The sequence below is a fragment of the Pseudooceanicola profundus genome (assembly GCF_054919315.1).
The window spans coordinates 2,821,641-2,837,872 of record NZ_CM142898.1 but is presented as its reverse complement, the minus strand read 5'-3'; the positions used below and the strand labels follow the sequence as shown (position 1 = coordinate 2,837,872).

Sequence of the window (16,232 nt, the reverse complement as noted above, 5' to 3'; positions counted from 1 at the left end):
CCTCAGTGGCTCAGCATCTTGTCCATGGCGCCGGGCTTGTCGTGCTCGGCCAGGCGGTCGACGATGGTGGCGGAGGCCTTGTTCAGCCCCTTGATCTCCACCTCGGCCCCTTCCCTGCGGAATTTCAGCACGGCCATGTCCAGCGCCGCAACCGAGGAAATGTCCCAGATATGCGCATCGCTCACGTCGATGGTCAACTTCTCGGGCGCCTCGCGGAAGTCGAAGGCCTTCATGAAGTCCTCGGAGGAGGCGAAGAAGAGCTGCCCCTCGACCCGGTAGGTCCGGTGCCGCCCGTCCGCCGTGATCTCCGACGTGACCCGGAAGAGCTGTGCGATCTTCCAGGCGAAGAAGATGCCCGAGAGCAGCACGCCCACCAGCACCCCGATGGCGAGGTTGTGGGTCCAGACCACGATCACCACGGTCGCCAGCATGACGATGGAGGAGCTCTTGGGATGGGTGCGCAGGGTCTTGATCGACGACCACGAGAAGGTCCCGATCGAGACCATGATCATCACCGCCACCAGCGCCGCCATGGGGATGCGCGCCACGATGTCGCCCAGCACCACGATCAGGAACAGCAGCACGATGCCCGCCACGAAGGTCGACAGCCGCCCGCGGCCGCCCGACTTCACGTTGATCATCGACTGGCCGATCATGGCACAGCCCGCCATGCCGCCGATGAAGCCGGTGAAGAAGTTCGACACGCCCTGGCCGATGCACTCCTGGTTGCGCGAGGTGGTGGTGTCGGTCAGGTCGTCCACCAGCTGCTGGGTCATCAGGCTTTCCAGCAGGCCCACCGCCGCGATCGCGGCCGAATAGGGCAGGATGATCAGCAGCGTGTCGAGGTTGAGAGGCACGTCCGGCAGCAGGAAGACCGGGAAGGCATCGGGCAGTTCGCCCATGTCGCCCACGGTGCGCAGGTCGAAGCCGAAGGTCAGCGTGATCGCCGTCAGCACCACGATGGAGACCAGCGGCGAGGGCACCGCACGGGTCACCAGCGGGAAGAGGTAGATGATCGCAAGGCCGGCCGCGACCATCACGTAGGTCAGCGGCGGCACCCCGATCAGCTCCGGCAGCTGGGCCATGAAGATCAGGATCGCCAGCGAGTTGACGAAGCCGGTCATCACCGAGGAGGAGACGAAGCGCATGACGTAGCCCAGCTTCAGCATCCCCGCGAGGACCTGCAACACGCCGGTCAGGATGGTCGCGGCCAGCAGGTACTCCAGCCCGTGATCGCGCACGAGGCCGACCATGATCACCGCCGTGGCCGCCGTCGCGGCCGAGATCATCGCAGGCCGTCCCCCCGTGATGGCCGAGATCACGGCGATGGAGAAGGAGGCGTAGAGCCCGACCTTGGGGTCGACCCCCGCGATGATGGAGAAGGCGATGGCCTCGGGGATGAGAGCCAGTGCCACGACAAGCCCCGAGAGGATGTCGGGACGAATGGACCCCGTCCATTGCTGGCGATAGGTGGCGAAATCGATCATGTGCGTCCGGTTCGTCTGAGGGTGGATTGGGTGCGCGCAAAACCCTGCACGCAAAGGGATCCCCCGCCTTATAGGCCATCAGGACCATGGCGCAACAGGGCAGGCGCTGCATTGCAGCAATGGCGGGGGTTCCCGGCGCGGCCTGCCGGCGCAGCTGCCCTGCCCCCTCCATCGCACGCCGATGGCCCTGTCGCCGGGGGGGGGGGCCGGGGCCGTGCGACTGTCCGCTTCGACGGGTTCTTAAGCACCGGGTAACGCTTCCTTCATGCCCCCGCCGCTAGAAACGGCCATGGGGCACACAAGGACGGAATCGAGGCAGAGCGGGAGGCAAGGCAAGATGGCCAGCGGCTCAGGACCCAATTTCCTGCTTGTCGAAGATGACAGGATGGATGCGACGATCTTCCAGCGGGCGGCTTCCAAGGTCGGGCTCACCTGTCCGGTTCACGTGGCCCAAAACGGGCGCCGGGCGCTCGACAGCCTGCGGCGGCGGGTACCGGGCGGCACAATCGATGGCCCCGTCCTGATCATCCTCGACCTGAACATGCCGCTCATGGACGGCTTCGAGTTCCTGCAGGAGCTGCGCGCGGACCCCGATTTGCGCGATCATGTCGTCTTCGTCCTGACCACCTCGCGCGATCCGGCGGACGTGCAGCGCGCCTACGGCTTCAACGTCGCGGGCTACCTGACCAAGAGCAGCTCCTACGAGGCCTTCGTCGAGAAGGTCGACCTGCTGAGCCGCTATGCCGGCCTGGTGGATCTTCCGCAGGAGGCAGCGCGCGCGCGCTCCCCCGCGGGGCCGGCATGGCACGCGCCCGAGGACAGCGGCCCCGGGGCCGGGTTCTGAGCAGGACGCCCGCATGACGCTGACCGCCCGCATCCAGCTGATCGCCATCGGCAGCGTGCTGGCGACCTCGATCCTCGTGCTGGCCTTTGTCTCCTACCGGACCGACCAGCGCCTGCAGCAGAGCATCGGCGCCTCCCTCGCCGCACGGGTCGGCCACCATGCCCAGCTGGTGCAGGACACCGTCGACACGCATCTGACCCAGCTCCACGCGCTGCTGCGGGGACCCGCCGTTGCGCAATACCTTGCCACGGGGGCGCTCGGCCAGCTCACGCTGCGGCTCCATGCGCAGGCGGCGGCCTCGCCCGATCTGCTGCAGGCCCGGCTCATCGATGCCGATGGGCGGGAGCGTGTCCGCATTGACCGCACCGATGATGTCCTGCGCATCCGCCCAGCCGATGAGCTGCAGGACAAATCCGGGCGCGACTACGTGCTGCGGACCCTCGCCCTGCCGCGCGGGCAGATCTACATCTCGCGCCTCGACCTGAACCGCGAGGGCGGGGTGATCCAGGTCCCCCATGTGTCCACGCTGCGCCTTGCCGCCCCGCTCATCGATGCCAATGGCAGCCGCCGTGGCGTCCTCGTGCTGAACCTGCGCGGCACCGCCCTGCTGCCGCCGGCCCGGCTCGGCAGTGTCACCCTGCGGATGACGGACGAGACCGGCAGCTACCTCGTCCATCCGGAGGACGGGTGGCTCCACGGGCAGGAGCTGCACAGCGGTTACGACTTCATGGCCGAATTCGGGATCCCCCTCCCCGCTCCGCCCCCCCGGCGCCTTCAGTCCGTGGTCCAGTCCCGGGCAACCGCCGCACGGCCCGCGCCCCCGACCGAAGCCCTCACCCGTCGAGAGACCGTCACACCCGGCCCTCCGGTGCCTGTTGCGCGCGCCGACAAGGCTGCCGAAGGGCCCTCGCCCCCACCTTCGCCCACAAAACCGTCGCAGGCCGGCCAGACAACTCCGTCCGCCACCGCCCGCCCGGTCTCGACCGGAATCACCCTGCCCGACACCGATCACCTCGCGCCATCTGGCCCCACCACGGGTGTCGCGACGCCCCCGCCCCAATCGGCCGGGGCGCGCCCCGGCCCCGACGCGGCGGCGGCCCGGCCCGGCCCTGATTCCGGCGCCGCACCGCCAGCACCCCTCCGACCCACCTCGGAGACCAGGGAGGACGCGCCGGAGATCGAGCTTCTGACCCTCACCGCCGGCGCGCGTTCCTACGACGCGGCTGCAAGCTGGATCGTCCTTTCCCAGGGCGTCGTGCCGCGCCGCTGGCTCCTCGTCGTGGCGCTGCCGACGGAGGTCCGCCACGCCCTCGGCGGCACGGACCTCCTCCGGACCGGGGCCGTCACCGCCGGCATCGCCCTGCTGGCGGCGGGCTGCGCACTGCTGCTGATCCACGGCACGACGCGACGCCTGACCGACCTGTCCGAGATCGCGGACCGGCTCGCCGCCGGGGACCGCGGGGTCGCGATCGAGGTTCAGGGCCGCGACGAGGTCGGCCGTCTTGCCCGCGCCCTGAACCAGATGACCGCGCAACTGCACATCACCCTGTCGCGCGAAACGCGGGCCAAGAACCTGCTGCAGATCGCCAATACGGAACTCCGGCGCTCCAACGGGGAGCTTGAGGATTTCGCCCGCGCCGCCGCCCACGACCTGAAGACGCCGCTGCGCGCGCTCTGCGTCCTGCCGACATGGATCGAGGAGGACCTCGGCGCGATCCATGGTCCGCTGGCCGCGCATCTGTCGGAGATGCGGGCCCAGACCACGCGGCTGGAGGCACTCGTGGACGGGTTGCTGACCTATTCCCTGATCGGCCGCGACCGACGCGGCGCAGAAACATTCGACCCGGCCCCGGTGGTGGCCCGGATCGTCGCCACGCTCTCGCCGCCGGCCGGGTTCCGGATCGAGGCGCCCGACCTGCCCGCGACGGTGCGGATGGTGCCGACCGAGTTCGAGATCGCCCTGCGCAACCTGCTGCAGAACGCGATCCAGCATCATGACCGGCAGGACGGCCAGATCACGATCCGTCTGCTCTCCCCGCGCAACAGCATCGTTCTGGAGGTGGAGGACGACGGCCCCGGCATCCCCGAGGCCGACCGCGCGCGGCTGATGCTGCCCCTGCGCACCGGAAAGACCCGCGAAGAGGGCGGCGGCAGCGGCCTCGGCCTCGCCTTCGTGGCCAAGATCGCCGCCCGCTGGGGGGGATGTCTGGAAATCGAGGACGCCCCGAACCGCGGCACCCGTCTGCGCCTGTCGCTGCCGGCGGACCTGCAGGACCCGAAGGATCGTCATGACCCCGAGACCGGCCTTGCGGCGTGACGGCTGACAGGCCCGCCCATGGCATCAGCCCGGCGCGGGGACACTCACGGTCCAGTCGCGCCGCGACCGGACCGCGCGGAAACCCGGGCTGCCCCGCGCCCTATCAGGACGCGTCCGAGCCCTTGCCGCCCGGTTTGTCCGCGTCCCCGCCCTCTTCCTCGAGGGCGTATTCGGTGAAGACCTTGTTCTGGGTGATGAAGAACGCGAAGATCGCCGCAGTCAGGCCGAAGGTCTTGAAGTAGACCCAGCTTTCCGTGCTCATGGTGCGCCAGATCACCTCGTTCAGCACCGCGAGGCCGAGGAAGAAGGCGCAGAGCCGCCGGGTCAGCACCATCCAGCCCTCGGGCTTCAGCGGCAGCACCTCCTCCATCACCAGCGCGAGCCAGCTTTCACCGCGCAGCAGCCCGACACCAAGCGCCCCGCCGAAGAGCAGGTAGATCAGCGTCGGCTTCATCTTGAAGAAGCGGTCGTCGTTGAGCCAGACCGAGAGCCCGCCGAAGACGGTGATCAGCACCGCGGTGACAATCTGCATCTTGGAGAGGTGGCCCGTCAGCTTCCACAGGATGCCGGTGCAGATCAGCATCAGAGGAATGAAGCCCGCGGTCACGAGGATGAAACCTTCGTACTCGCGCCCGCCGATCAGGAAGGTCCGGTCCTTGAGCCAGATGTAGGCCGCGAAGAAGAGGATGATCGGCCCCAGTTCGAGGCCGGTCTTCACCAGCGGATTGATCTTCTTCGGGCCAGTTTTTCCGGCGGGGTGTTGGGCCATATCGGGCGGCTCCTGCAAATGTTCTGAACTATTTCCCTGCCATTTCGACGATTACGGCGCCAATCGCAATCATTGACATCAGCGCGATCCGTCGCGGGCCCACGGTTTCCTTCAGGATGACCCAGCCAATGACCGCCGCGAAGACGGTCGAGGTCTCGCGCAGCACCGCGGCCTCCCCCACCTTGTCGAGCCGCGTGGCCAGCATCACCGTGCCGAAGGAGCCATAGGCCACCAGTGCGCCGGGAATGCCGATCCGCACCATCTGCCCGATCGCGGGCCGGGTGCCGCTCATCCGCCGCCAGCGCCAGACCATGAGCAGCGGGAAGTCGAGCGCGGTGAGGAAGAAGAACCACGCGAGGAAGGTGAAGGGCTCCATCGCGCGGATCGCATAGGCGTCATAGGTGGTGTAGAGCGCCACCAGCCCCCCGGTCATCACCGCGAGCCAGAGCGCGGGCACCAGCGTTTCCCGGTCCACGTCGATGTGGCGCAGGTTGTAGAGCGCGAGGCCGAGGATACCGCCCATCAGCACCAGCACGCCGAGCCACTGGCCCAGCGTGAAGACCTCGCCGAAGATGAAGTAGGCGCCGATGACCGTGAAGAACGGCCCCATGCCGCGCACCACCGGGTAGACGACCGTGTAGGCGCCCTTGGAATAGGCCAGCGCCATGCCGAGCTTGTAGGCGAAGTGGATCACCATCGCGCCGACCATCAGCAGCCACTGGCTGCCCTCGGGCCAGGGCACGAGGAAGAGCGCCATGGGCGCGCTCATCACCGCAAGCGCCGTGTCGATGGCCCCGCGCGAGAGCCAGGGATCGACCTTGCCCTTCTGGAGCGAGCCAAAGATCGCATGAAGCAGCGCCGCGGAGAGCGCCAGCAGCAGCGCCGCCTGATGCCCGGCCTCGGTGCCTTCAAGCTCGTAGATCCAGTCGCTCATGGGTGCCCTTTCCGAAGCAGCGGGGACAGGGCGGGGCTGCCCGGAAAATTCGAATTTTCCGGACCGGACTTTTCGAAAAGTCCGGGGACCGTTGCGCGGGAGGCGGTCACGGACTGTCCGACATGGGGCGTGCAGCGGAGTGTCGCGCAACGTGGGGCCGGTGCGCGCGGGACTGGCGTGCGGGGCTCTGCCGCACGGGCTGTGGCCCCCCTGAGTATTTGGGGAAAGATGAAGGCGGGCCGGGTGACGGCGCGGTTCAGCTCTCCGCCCCCGTCAGAGCCCGGGCGAAGTCTTCCGGGTCGAAGGGCGCGAGGTCGTCGATCTGCTCGCCCACGCCGATCGCGTGGATCGGCAGGCCGAACTTGTCCGCCAGCGCCACGAGGACACCGCCCTTGGCGGTGCCGTCGAGCTTGGTCATGATCAGGCCCGAGACGTCGGACATCTTGCGGAAGGTCTCGACCTGGCTCAGCGCGTTCTGGCCCGTGGTGGCGTCCAGCACCAGCAGCGTGTTGTGCGGCGCGTCGGGGTCCTTCTTGCGGATCACGCGGACGATCTTGGCCAGTTCCTCCATCAGGTCGGCACGGTTCTGCAGGCGGCCCGCGGTGTCGATCATCAGAAGGTCCGCGCCTTCCTGCTCGGCCCGCACCATGGCGTCATAGGCCAGCGCGGCCGGGTCCGCGCCCTGCGCGGCCTTCATCACCGGCACGCCGGCGCGGTCGCCCCAGACCTGAAGCTGTTCCACGGCAGCCGCCCGGAAGGTGTCGCCCGCGGCGATGATCACCTTCTTGCCGGCGGCATGGAACTGCGAGGCCAGCTTGCCGATGGTCGTGGTCTTGCCGGAGCCGTTCACCCCGACCACCAGCACCACCTGCGGCTTCTTGGCGTAGAGCGGCAGCGGGCGGGCCACGGGCTCCATCACCCGGGCGATCTCCTGCGCCATGAGCGCCTTGATCTCGTTCGTGGACAGGCGCCGGCCATAGCGGCCCTCGGCCATGTTGGCCGTGACACGCAGGGCGGTGTCGACGCCCATGTCCGAGGCGATCAGCAGCTCTTCGAGCTGTTCCAGCATCTCGTCATCGAGCGTGCGGCGTAGGACCGGGGCGTCCGGCTGCGCGGCCGCCCCGCCGCCGAAGAGACGTCCGAGGACGGATTTCGGCTTGGCCGCGGCCGGAGCTGTCGCAGGGGCCGCAGGCGTGGACGCGGGCATGGGTGCGGGCGTGGGTGCGGTCCGGGCGGCCAGCTGGCTGTCCGAGGGGATCTCCGGCGCGGGCGCCGGCGTGGGCGCGGGATCGTCGTAGCGCGGCATCTCGGCGGGCGGCGCGGGTTCGGGCGCCGGTGCGGGCACGGGCGGCACTTCGACGGGCGCTTCCGGGCGGGGCTCCGGCTCCGGGCTGGGCGCGGGCCGGGGGCTGGGCTCGGGTTCGGGCGCCGGCTCTGGTTCGGAGGGCACCTCGGGCTCCGGCGCGGGGGCCGGTTCGGGATCGCGCGCAGGCGGCAGCTCCGGCGTGGGCGCGGCGGGCACCTCCTGCGGGGCCGGGGTGGGCTGCTCTTCCGGCTCGGCCGTTCCGCCCTCTGAGACGATCGCATCCAGTCCTTCCTCGAGCTTCGAGGAGGATTTGAAGAGCCGGTCCTTGAGTTTCGAGAAGAAGGCCATGTCTGCGCTCCGATGCGGGGTTTCCTTCACCTAATCCGGAACGGACCGGGATGGAAGTGTCTGCCCGCCCTTGCAGGCAAGGGGAAGACAGGCTCTATCCCGTTAGGGGGCCGTTACAGGCCCGCCAGACGGCCCCGTCCCCTGTGCCCGTGCGGCCTTGAAGCCTCGCGAACGCCGGAGTTCGCCCCCGGTTTTGCCCCAATGCGGCGGCAGTATCGTTTCCGAAAGGATGACAATGCCATGAAGTTCTTTGCATTCGCCACGCTTCTGCCGGTCGTGCTGCTGGTGCTGGCCGTCTCTCTTGGCGGTCCCTGGGGCTGGGGCGCCCTGCTCTACCTCACGCTGTTCACCGCCGCGGTGGATCATCTGGCGCCCGCGGACTGGGAGAACCGCGATCCGGCACAGGAATTCCCGGTGAGCCGGGGGCTCTCCGTCGTGCTCGGGCTGGCGCATCTGGTGCTGCTGGTGCTCGCCCTGCGGTATCTCGGTGGGCCGGGCGGGGCCGAGGGGCTCGCGGTGATCCCGGCAGCCCTGGGGACCGGCGTCTTCTTCGGGCAGGTGTCCCACCCCAATGCCCACGAGCTGATCCACCAGCCGAAACGCCGCGCCCGGCGGCTGGGGGCGCTGGTCTACACGACGATGCTCTTCGGGCATCACGCCTCGGCCCACCTGCGGGTGCATCACCCCCACGTGGCGACCGAGGACGACCCGAACACCGCCCCGCGCGGGATGAGTTTCTATCGCTATTTCCTGCGGGCCTGGCGCGGCTCCTTCCGGCGCGGCCGCGCGGCGGAACTGGCAGCACTGTCCCGTGCGGGCCGCAGCCGCTGGAAGAGCCCCTATGTCGGCTACGTCGGCGGGGCGGTCGCGATGGTCGGGCTCTCGCTGCTGCTGGCGGGCTGGGGCGGGCTCGCGGTGCTGCTGGGGCTGGCGCTCTTCGCGCAGGGGCAGATCCTGCTCTCCGACTACGTACAGCATTACGGCCTCGCCCGGGGCTGGACCGAGGCCGGCCGCCGCCGCCCCGTGGGGCCGGAGCACAGCTGGAACGCCGCCCAGGCCCTCAGCGCCGCGATGATGCTGAACGCGCCGCGCCATTCCGATCACCACGTCCATCCGGCCCGCGACTATCCCGCGTTGCAACTGGACCGCGTCGTGATGCCGGTGCTGCCCTACTCGATGCCGGTGATGGCGACCCTCGCCATGATCCCGCCGCTCTGGTTCCGGGTGATGCACCGGGAGCTGGATCGCCTTGCCGTGGAGGGCGCGGCCTGAGGGCGGGTCACGCCATCGGCAGGAGCACAGGGGAAAGACTGCCCGATCCGGGGCCGCGACGGCTGGTCTGCCTGCACGGGGCGGACAATGGCCGCGCGCTCATGCGGATTTGAATGGCCCGCCCGGGGCGGCTCTGACAGAGTGCCCCCATGACACAGAGCCTCCTCTCCCGCACCCTCCAGCCGTTGCTGCTGTCCTCGCTTCTGGCCAGTTCCGTCCTGGCCCCGGTGGCCGGGGCCGCCCAGGATGGCGCGCCGGATGGAGCACACCCCATGACCGCGGCGGAATTCGACGCCTATTCGCGGGGCAAGACCTTCTATTACGGCGCCCAGGGCGAAGCCTATGGCGTCGAGGAATACCTCGACAACCGACGGGTGCGCTGGTCCTTCCTCGACGGGAAATGTCAGGACGGGCGCTGGTACGAGGAGAACCAGATGATCTGTTTCGTCTACGAGGATTACGGCGATCCGCAATGCTGGAGCTTCTACCTCGGCGCCGGCGGGCTGATCGCCCGGTTCGAGAATGATCCGGCCCAGACGGTGCTCTACGAGGTGCAGAACAGCGACCAGCCGATGACCTGCCTCGGCCCGGAAGTGGGCGTCTGAGGCGCAAGCGCAAAAAGGGCCGTCAGCAGGGCGCGACGCCGTCCGAAGGCTTGTCCCTCAGAACAGGCTGCCCTGACCGCCGGGGCCGCCGTCGGTGTCCTTGTCGTCCCCGGGCTTGCTCTCGGGCGGAGAGGCCTTCGCCTTACGCGTCGCCGTGCCGCCCCCGATCTTCATCGTGCCGTCGGCGAACTGGATCTCCAGCCCCGCTGCGGCTTCGGCCTCGGCCTTGCGGGTCAGCACGGCGCCCGCGCTATCACGGACCACGGCATAGCCCCGGTCCAGCGTCGCCTCGTAGCCCAGCGTCAGCCGCAGCCGGTCCAGTGCCTCCAGCCGGTCGCTCAGCCCCCTGATCTGGCGCGCGCCCGCATCGGAGAGCCGCCGCCCGAGACGGTCGAGGTCCCGTGCCTGCCGGGCGATCTCGGCCTGGAGCGCCTGCGGGCGCAGCCGGTCGGCGCGGCGGCCATAGGCCTCGCGCTTCTGGGCCACGGCCCGCGAAAGCGCCGGCGCGATCCGCCCGCCGCCCTGCTCCAGCCGCCGCCGCTCGCCCTCGATCAGGCGGCGCAGCAGGGCCGGGCGCAGGGTGCCCGCCGCCTCGGAGAGCGCGACCCGGCGCAGCTGCACGCCCCGGTGCAGCGCATTGGGCAGCCGGTCGGACCAGACGTCGAGCCGCTGGCGCGGCCCCTCCAGCAGGCTGTCGACCCGTGGCAGGCCGCGCGAGAGGTCGCGCAGCCGCTGCCCGCGCAGCACCAGAGCCTGCGACCCGCCCCGGATCAGCCGGGCCTCCTGATCGGCCAGCCAGGCCATCAGCTCGGCCCGCACCGGCACGGCGATCTCGGCCGCGGCGGTCGGCGTCGGGGCGCGCCGGTCGGCGGCGTGGTCGATGAGCGTGGTATCCGTCTCGTGGCCCACGGCCGAGATCAGCGGGATCTGCGAAGCTGCCGCGGCGCGCACGACGATCTCCTCGTTGAACCCCCAGAGGTCCTCGATCGAGCCGCCGCCCCGCGCGACGATGATCACGTCGGGCCGCGGCAGCGCCCCGCCCGGCGTCATGCGGTTGAAGCCCTCGATCCCGCGGGCGACCTCGGGGGCGCAATTCTGGCCCTGCACGGCCACGGGCCAGATCAGCACCTTGCGCGGGAACCGGTCCCGCAGGCGGTGCAGGATGTCGCGGATCACCGCGCCCTGGGGCGAGGTCACGACGCCGATCACCTCGGGAAGCCAGGGCAGCGGGCGCTTGCGCTCGGGGGCGAAGAGCCCCTCGGCCTCCAGCGCCTTGCGCCGTTTCTCCAGCATGGCCATCAGGGCGCCCGCCCCTGCGGGTTCCACCGCTTCGACGTTCAGCTGGTATTTGGACTGCGGGCCGAAGGTGGTCATCCGCCCGGTGACGATGACCTCCATCCCCTCCTCGGGGCGATGCTGGAACTTGGCCACCTGCCCCTTCCACGAGACACAGGCGATGACCGAGCGGTCGTCCTTCAGGTCGAAATACATGTGGCCGGTGCGGGCGATCACCACGCGGCCCACTTCGCCGCGCACGCGGACATGCAAGAATTCGCCCTCGATCACGCGTTTCACCGCGCCCGAGATCTCCGAGACCGAGAATTCCGGCGTGTTGTCCGCCCCTTCGAAGAGATCCATCTGCCCGCTCCGCTTGTCGTCCTCCCTCCCTACCGTTCCGCCGCCGGGATGAAAACACTCCTTGCTCCGTCACGGTCTGTGTTCAGCTCCCTGTCGGGCCCTCTGTCCCTGCCTTGCCGGCGGAAATGCCCCGCGACGCGGGGCACGGGGGCTGTCTGCCCCCACCGGGCCTGCGGCCCGCCCCCGAGGATATTTTTGAACAAGAGATGACAAGGGCACGCCGACAGCGTTCTGGTGCGGAGACGCGCAGGCCGGCAAAGGCGGGCCCGTCGGGGATTGCCCCCCGGTCAGGGCGCCGCTATGTGACGGCAAACCCAAGGCGGGCCGGAACCAAGGGGAGCGGCGCTCATGAACATTCTCATTCTCGGCGGCGGTGGTCGCGAACATGCGCTGGCCTGGGCCGCGCTTCAGAACCCGAAGTGCGACAAGCTCATCGTCGCGCCCGGCAACGCCGGCATCGCGCTGATCGCCGAATGCGCAACGCTCGACATCGAGGATGGTGGCGCGGTCGTGACCTTCGCCGAGGAGAACGCCATCGACTTCGTCATCGTGGGCCCCGAGGCCCCGCTGGCGAAGGGTGTGGCCGACCGGCTGCGCGAGGCGGGCTTCCTCGTCTTCGGCCCCAGCCAGGCGGCCGCGCGGCTCGAGGCGTCCAAGGGCTTCACCAAGGAGATCTGCGACGCGGCCCAGGCCCCGACCGCGGGCTACGCGCGCTTCACCGAGGCCGAGCCCGCCAAGGCCTATATCCGCGCCGAGGGGGCGCCGATCGTGGTCAAGGCCGATGGCCTCGCCGCGGGCAAGGGCGTCATCGTGGCCATGACCGAGGCCGAGGCGCTGGACGCCATCGACGACATGTTCGGCGGCGAATTCGGCGCGGCCGGCGCGGAAGTGGTGATCGAGGAGTTCATGGAGGGCGAAGAGGCCTCCTTCTTCGTGCTCTGCGACGGCGAGACCGCCCTGCCCATCGGCACCGCGCAGGACCACAAGCGCGCCTTCGACGGCGACGAGGGCCCGAACACCGGCGGCATGGGCGCCTATTCCCCCGCCCCCGTCCTCTCCGACGAGATCGCGGAGAAGGCGCTGGAGCAGATCGTGCGCCCGACGCTGCGCGAGATGGCGAAGCGCGGCACCCCCTACCAGGGCGTGCTCTACGTCGGGTTGATGATCAAGGACGGCCAGCCGCGGCTGGTGGAATACAACGTCCGCTTCGGCGATCCGGAATGCCAGGTGCTGATGCTGCGCCTCGGCGCGCAGGCGCTGGACCTGATGCATGCCGCAGCCGATGGCCGCCTGGCCGAGGCCCGGGTGAACTGGGCCGACGATCACGCGATGACCGTGGTGCTGGCCGCCAGGGGCTATCCGGGCGCCTACGAGAAGGGCACGGAGATCCGCGGCCTCGACGCCCTGCCCGAGACCGCCTTCGAGATGTGCTTCCATGCCGGGACCAAGGCGGAGGGCGGCAAGGTGCTGGCCACGGGCGGGCGCGTTCTGAACGTCACCGCACGGGGCGCCAGCCTGCAGGAGGCCCGCGACCGCGCCTATGCCATGGCCGCGCGCATCGACTGGCCCGAGGGCTTCTACCGCAGCGACATCGGCTGGCGGATGCTGGGCTGATCCAGCCCGGGCGAAGCGCTTTCGCGTCAAATTGCGCCTGATCCGCATCTTTTGCGCGGCAGGGGGATAGAAATTCCCCGACGGAAATGAGACATCATGGAACGGGGGTGCGCGACCGCGCGACCCGACCGTCCCGCCGCGCCTCTCCCGCGCGGGGGCGGCAAGTCGCGGTGCCACGAGGGAAGGCGAGATGAGCGAAGGGCAGGAGTTCACCTACAAGCCCGCGCCGCTGAAGCGGCCGGTGACCTACAGCCTGCGTCGCGGGATGCTGATGGGCCCACTGGGCATGCGCGTCCGACTGGCCGACGTGACCCGGCTTCAACTGGTGCAGCACAAGCAGCATGGTCGCCTGATCCGCCGCATGGACGTGTTCCGGGGCCGCAACCGCGACCAGATCCCCATCACCGGCGAACAGGCGACCTCGCGCAGTGACGAGGACATGACGACCCATCTCGCGCTCGTGGGGGCGGTGGTGGATCACCTGCTGGACCATGACCCCGAAATGCCCGTGACCCTCTCCGAGACCGGGTGGTCGCGCTGGATCATGTCCGGGGTCGGCGTGCTCTGCGTGCTGATCGCGCTCGGGACCGTCGCGGTGCTGCTGAGCCGGCCCGGCGGGGTCGACGGGCTGTTCACCTACGGGCCTCTGGTGCTGGCCATGGCGGCCTTCGGCGGCGTGGTGGCGTGGAAGTATCGCCCCACGAAAGAGCCCCACATCGTCCCGCTGCGCACCCTGCCGCCGGTGCTGGCCTATCTCGCCGGTACCCTGACGGTCGAGGATGCGAGCAAGGCGCTCGGGATCAAGCGCGGGACCGAGGCGGACGAGGCACCTGCCGAAAACGCCGCCAAGACCGGGGACGCCGAGACGCCGCGGCGCCGCGTGGCGAAGAGCGGTCACAGCCTGCACTGACGTCCTCGGGGGGCTTTGCCTCTACACTGTGGGCCGGGAAGCGGGGGCGTGATCGGGTGACTTGCAGGCCTGTGATTGCCCTGCGCTGTGTCTCACCGGGGGCGCATGGCCGCGTGGCGCGGCAACGGGGCGATATCACGAAAGGCTGGGCGGATCGCGCCGCATCAATTGCAGCGCAGGGCGGCCTCCAGCGCCGCGGCGGTGTAGCGCCCGACCGGTCGGGCATCCAGCTCTTGCCCCGGCCCCTGCCCCGCCCCCGTCAGCGTGACCGCCATGATCTGACGCCAGTCCGCATCCGCCAGCACAAGCGTGACCTCGCCCGCACAGTCGCGCAGGCCGCCCTCGATCGCCGTCTCGCCGTAGCGATGGTTCGTGAGGCCTGGGCGGTCCGCCACCGGTTCCAGCCCCTGCCCCGGCAGGTAGCGCCAGACGCGCAGGATGCGGGCCAGGTGGGGGCGGTCCACGTAGGCCAGTTCCACGTGGCCATCGCCGTCGAGGTCCGCCGTGCCGAGGGGCGCGAGCCAGCGGTTGCGCTGTCCGATGGCGGGGGTGGCGGCGCGGCGCAGGGGGCCGTCGGGCGTCTGCGCCCAGACCGCGAGCCGGGCGCCGAGATCGCGGTGGCTTTCCACCACGATGACCTCCGGCGCGCCGTCGCCATCCAGATCGGCGAGCCGTGGCGCGGTGTCCTCGAAGACCAGCTCCTCCGGCAGGGTGATGGCGAGCGTCCGGCCACAGGAGGTCCGCCAGTCCATCGCGCCCCATTCATAGGGGTCGCCAAGGGCGCCGTGGGGGTAGCGGTCAGTCGGGGCCGTGTAGCTGGCCCCGACGATGTGGCAGCCCTCCTGCGCCCGTGCCACGCCGCCTGCGAGGGCGAGCGCGCCTGCGAGGAGAGCCGCCGCGCGGATCACATCTGGCGTTCCGGCATGGTGACGACGAGCCCATCCAGCGCGTCGGTCACCTTGAGCTGGCAGGTCAGCCGCGAGCGGGCGGGATCGGGCTCGAAGGCGAAGTCGAGCATGTCCTCTTCCATCTCCTCCTTGCCGGGCAGCTTCTCGACCCAGGCGGCGTCCACGTAGACGTGGCAGGTGGAGCAGGCGCAGGCCCCGCCGCAATCGGCCTCGATGCCGGGAATGCCGTTGTCGCGCGCGCCTTCCATCACCGTCAGGCCGTTGGGCACGTCCACGACGTGTTCGGTGCCGTTGTGCTCGATATAGGTGATCTTGGCCATGGCGTATCCTCTTCCGGTCTTGCCGTCATTCTCCCCTGCGTTCCTAGCCAAGCCGGACGCGGGCCGCCAGTGCTTTTGCGCGGCACGCCGGGCCTGCAGCCCTCAGGGTTTCGCGCTGCCCGCAAAGCGGTTACTCTGCCGGGCAAAGGTGCGGGCACCCTCCGCCCGAGGCAAGAAAAGCAGAGGCCCCCCGAATGCGCCACCAGCCCCCCGCGATCCCGCGGCCGCATGGCCCTTTGTCCTGGCCTTCCGATCCCGTCGTGGGGGTACCGGCGCCCCGGCCTGACGCGATCCCTGACACGATCCCTGCCGCGATCCCCGCCCTGCCCCCTGCACCTGCCCCCCTGCGCGCCGCATCGCACCGCCCGGCGAGGGGCTTGGCACGGCTGGCGGCGTTAACACTGCTCTGCGCGACGGCGGCCTGCACCGGCATCCCGGTGCCCGGGCTAGGGGAGCCGGAGGTGACGCAGGTCCGCTCCGAGGCGCCCCCGGGGGCGCCCGAGGGCAGCTGCTGGAAACGCGATTTCACCCCCGCCGTGATCGAGACCGTGACCGAGCAGGTGCTGGCCGCCCCCGAGGTCCGCGACGAGGACGGCACCGTTACGCGGCCCGCAGGCTATCGCACCGATGTGCGCCAGACCATCGTGCAGGAGCGCCGCGAGGTCTGGTTCCGCACCCCCTGCGATGACGAGCTGACGCCCGAGTTCATCGCCTCGCTGCAACGGGCCCTCGCGGCGCGGCAGGTCTATTCCGGTCCCGCCACCGGCGTGATGGACAATGCCACCCGCGCCGCGCTGCGCCGCTACCAGCGGCCCCGGGGCCTCGACAGCGGCCTGCTCTCGCTGGCGGTCGCCCGGCAGTTCGGCCTGCTGGCCGTGGAGGAGGCCCCCGAGCCGCTGGTGGGCGACGTGATCCCGGTGCTGCCGATCGAGGGCTGAGGCCCGGGCCCCTGCGCCCCCG

The 16,232-nt window shown here is 70.1% G+C and carries 14 protein-coding genes; 7 read left to right on the top strand and 7 right to left on the bottom strand.

What is annotated here, in order from left to right:
• Nucleotides 1-2: 2 nt before the first annotated feature.
• Nucleotides 3-1,487, bottom strand: a complete 1,485-nt coding sequence (locus ACX9MO_RS13015; RefSeq protein WP_462212145.1) for a SulP family inorganic anion transporter — start codon at nt 1,485-1,487, stop codon at nt 3-5.
• 385 nt (nt 1,488-1,872) lie between these two features.
• On the opposite strand from ACX9MO_RS13015, the gene ACX9MO_RS13010 reads away from it, so the two are divergent.
• Nucleotides 1,873-2,331: a response regulator gene (locus tag ACX9MO_RS13010; protein ID WP_462212144.1), complete on the top strand. Its 459-nt coding sequence runs from the start codon at nt 1,873-1,875 to the stop codon at nt 2,329-2,331.
• Nucleotides 2,332-2,344: 13 nt separating this feature from the next.
• A complete protein-coding gene (locus ACX9MO_RS13005) occupies nt 2,345-4,648 on the top strand; it encodes a sensor histidine kinase (protein WP_462212143.1) in 2,304 nt (767 codons plus the stop codon).
• A 103-nt stretch (nt 4,649-4,751) separates the two neighbouring features.
• Here the strand turns inward: ACX9MO_RS13005 and ACX9MO_RS13000 are convergent, their stop codons facing one another.
• From ACX9MO_RS13000 to ftsY, 3 genes are all read right to left on the bottom strand, one after another.
• Nucleotides 4,752-5,417 carry an inner membrane-spanning protein YciB gene (locus ACX9MO_RS13000; RefSeq protein ID WP_222489117.1) on the bottom strand — a complete coding sequence of 222 codons (666 nt, stop codon included), beginning with the start codon at nt 5,415-5,417 and terminating at the stop codon, nt 4,752-4,754.
• 28 nt (nt 5,418-5,445) lie between these two features.
• Complete coding sequence (locus ACX9MO_RS12995; protein WP_462212142.1) at nt 5,446-6,351, bottom strand: DMT family transporter; 906 nt, start codon at nt 6,349-6,351, stop codon at nt 5,446-5,448.
• Between the two features lie 256 nt (nt 6,352-6,607).
• Complete coding sequence (gene ftsY, locus ACX9MO_RS12990) at nt 6,608-8,005, bottom strand: signal recognition particle-docking protein FtsY (RefSeq protein WP_462212141.1); 1,398 nt, start codon at nt 8,003-8,005, stop codon at nt 6,608-6,610.
• Nucleotides 8,006-8,245: 240 nt separating this feature from the next.
• On the opposite strand from ftsY, the gene ACX9MO_RS12985 reads away from it, so the two are divergent.
• Together ACX9MO_RS12985 and ACX9MO_RS12980 are read left to right on the top strand one after the other, a co-directional pair.
• The gene (locus tag ACX9MO_RS12985) at nt 8,246-9,277 is read left to right on the top strand and encodes an alkane 1-monooxygenase (protein ID WP_462212140.1); all 1,032 of its coding nucleotides are present in this window, start codon (nt 8,246-8,248) and stop codon (nt 9,275-9,277) included.
• A gap of 149 nt (nt 9,278-9,426) precedes the next feature.
• Entirely contained in the window at nt 9,427-9,882 is a 456-nt protein-coding gene (locus tag ACX9MO_RS12980; protein WP_462212139.1) for a hypothetical protein, read from the top strand.
• A 57-nt stretch (nt 9,883-9,939) separates the two neighbouring features.
• On the opposite strand, the gene xseA is transcribed toward ACX9MO_RS12980, so the two are convergent.
• On the bottom strand, nt 9,940-11,520 hold the full coding sequence (gene xseA, locus ACX9MO_RS12975; RefSeq protein WP_462212138.1) for an exodeoxyribonuclease VII large subunit: 1,581 nt from the start codon (nt 11,518-11,520) through the stop codon (nt 9,940-9,942).
• Nucleotides 11,521-11,868: 348 nt separating this feature from the next.
• On the opposite strand from xseA, the gene purD reads away from it, so the two are divergent.
• Nucleotides 11,869-13,134, top strand: a complete 1,266-nt coding sequence (gene purD, locus ACX9MO_RS12970) for a phosphoribosylamine--glycine ligase (RefSeq protein WP_222489111.1) — start codon at nt 11,869-11,871, stop codon at nt 13,132-13,134.
• A gap of 190 nt (nt 13,135-13,324) precedes the next feature.
• Nucleotides 13,325-14,044: a hypothetical protein gene (locus ACX9MO_RS12965; RefSeq protein WP_462212137.1), complete on the top strand. Its 720-nt coding sequence runs from the start codon at nt 13,325-13,327 to the stop codon at nt 14,042-14,044.
• A gap of 164 nt (nt 14,045-14,208) precedes the next feature.
• Here the strand turns inward: ACX9MO_RS12965 and ACX9MO_RS12960 are convergent, their stop codons facing one another.
• The gene (locus ACX9MO_RS12960; protein ID WP_462212136.1) at nt 14,209-14,952 is read right to left on the bottom strand and encodes an FG-GAP repeat domain-containing protein; all 744 of its coding nucleotides are present in this window, start codon (nt 14,950-14,952) and stop codon (nt 14,209-14,211) included.
• Nucleotides 14,949-15,272 carry a 2Fe-2S iron-sulfur cluster-binding protein gene (locus tag ACX9MO_RS12955; protein WP_462212135.1) on the bottom strand — a complete coding sequence of 108 codons (324 nt, stop codon included), beginning with the start codon at nt 15,270-15,272 and terminating at the stop codon, nt 14,949-14,951. The genes ACX9MO_RS12960 and ACX9MO_RS12955 overlap by 4 nt, the downstream gene beginning before the upstream one ends.
• A gap of 377 nt (nt 15,273-15,649) precedes the next feature.
• Here ACX9MO_RS12955 and ACX9MO_RS12950 point away from each other — a divergent pair, with 377 nt between their 5' ends.
• Nucleotides 15,650-16,210, top strand: a complete 561-nt coding sequence (locus tag ACX9MO_RS12950) for a peptidoglycan-binding domain-containing protein (RefSeq protein WP_261397797.1) — start codon at nt 15,650-15,652, stop codon at nt 16,208-16,210.
• Nucleotides 16,211-16,232 lie beyond the last annotated feature (22 nt).